A 1,798-nucleotide genomic window follows, 5' to 3' on the forward strand; every position below is an offset into this window, starting at 1 on the left:
AAGTCCTGCGGTAATATGTCAAGTACCAAAATCTAAGGAATTGGAAATTGTAAGCCAACCAATACCTAAAAAAGACAATACTTAAGAAACCCAGTAAGATATTAAACCATTTACTGGAAAATATTGAAGGATTTAGGATGTTTTATCCTTTAGTTATTCACCTTCCTTCTTGGCGTGTAGACTTGATCGTTGCGTAGCAGCGCATCGACCAACCGCACAAGTTTTCTTGCCGTTAAGACGAGTGCTCTTTTGTGTTGATGCTTAGGAACCTCACGATATTTTTTCAGGTAGTATGCCCGAAATTCAGGTTCATTTCGTTGAACCGAGTTGGCAGCTTCAACAAGGTAATAACGAAGAAATCTATTTCCTGAACGTATCATTTTGGTTTCCTCAGCTTGGAACTTTCCTGATTGATTCTTGGACCATGTAAGTCCACTATATTTGGCAATGGAAGCTTGGTTATCAAAGCGATCAATTTGTCCAATTTCGGCTAAAATACCAGCGGTATAGACTGGGCCTATTCCTGGAATCGTCTGTAAGGTATTAGGGATACCTTCTAGAAGCTTTTGGATGGCTTTGTCAAGTTCTTTAATCTGTTTAGTTATACTACGGATGGACTCTATTGAAGTCCCTAATAATAGGTCGATAGAATCTTCCACACACTTTGATAATCGGTAGGAAGATCTCGCAGCCTTTTGAATGGATTTCGCCACACACTCGGCGTCAGTAAAGCGATTTTTGCCCTTATCTTGAAGATAATTCGCAAGTTCTTGAAGATCCATTGAGCTAATTTCATCTAAGCTATATTGTTCAAGAAATAGCTCTAACATGGCATTTCCAAAAACCGAACTATCCACTTCAGTCGTAAAGGAACTACACTTATAAAATAAGTGTTGCAGAAAATATTGCTTTTCTCGCGTTAGGTTGTGAACGAGATGATATCTCATTCTTGTCAACCTTTGAAGAGCAATAAATTGTTCCTGCATCACCGCCGTTAGTGGAAGACGTCCAAACCGTAAGCGATCTGCAATAATCCAAGCATCGACTTGGTCTGTTTTATCCAGGTCAACATATGACTCTTTAAATTTTTTAATTAGTTTTGGATTAATAGTAAAGACTGTTGTTTTAAATTCTTTAAGAGATTCATCCTCGTGAAAAAACATAGCAGGATGCCAACTATAGACTGAAGTGGCCTCCATCCCGATTTGAATCTCGGAAATTGAGTTACTTTGGGCTATCTTGACAATCTGATCTTTCAGATAAGATGCCCCAGTCAAATTGTTGTCAACAGTGAGAGCAGTTAATGCTTCTCCTTCAAAATTCATGACACAAGCTTTCATATCTTGAGAGCTAACGTCTATTCCAACAAATAATTTCATGGTGGCTAACCTCCTTTCAATCTAGGATCAAGGGAAGGACTCTTCGGGATATCCCCAGTGTACTTGTCGGTCAATCACCCTCGCGTATTAGAACTCACTTTGGTCCATGAGCTGCCTGGAAGCTGCAACTTCCAGCATGGGCTGCCAAAGGGAACAGCCTGCGGGTTAGAAGTTCGAACAAGGACTGGGGAGACAGACTTTTGTAGTAGTCAAAGCTACAGGAGATGATAGAAATCCCCCAAATGATCCTAAGACCATTATCTAGGGACATCACGAAAAGTCCACCCTTTGGAAAACTTTTTCAGATAGTGGGGGGCTAGCCCCCCACTATCTGAACTAACATCTATAGAATTATCAAAGAACAATATTTTAATTGGAAATTACCTCGAAAGAGGACTATAAACTTACTATACGAGGAG

1 protein-coding gene is annotated in these 1,798 nt (G+C 39.8%); it reads right to left on the minus strand.

Annotation, left to right across the window (positions count from 1 at the left end):
• Positions 1 to 149: 149 nt before the first annotated feature.
• Positions 150 to 1,379: an IS110 family transposase gene (locus tag QQZ16_RS02270; protein WP_031540352.1), complete on the minus strand. Its 1,230-nt coding sequence runs from the start codon at positions 1,377 to 1,379 to the stop codon at positions 150 to 152.
• Positions 1,380 to 1,798 lie beyond the last annotated feature (419 nt).

It is taken from the genome of Bacillus sp. T2.9-1 (assembly GCF_950097965.1).
Taxonomy (GTDB): Bacteria; Bacillota; Bacilli; order Bacillales; family Cytobacillaceae; genus Niallia; species Niallia hominis.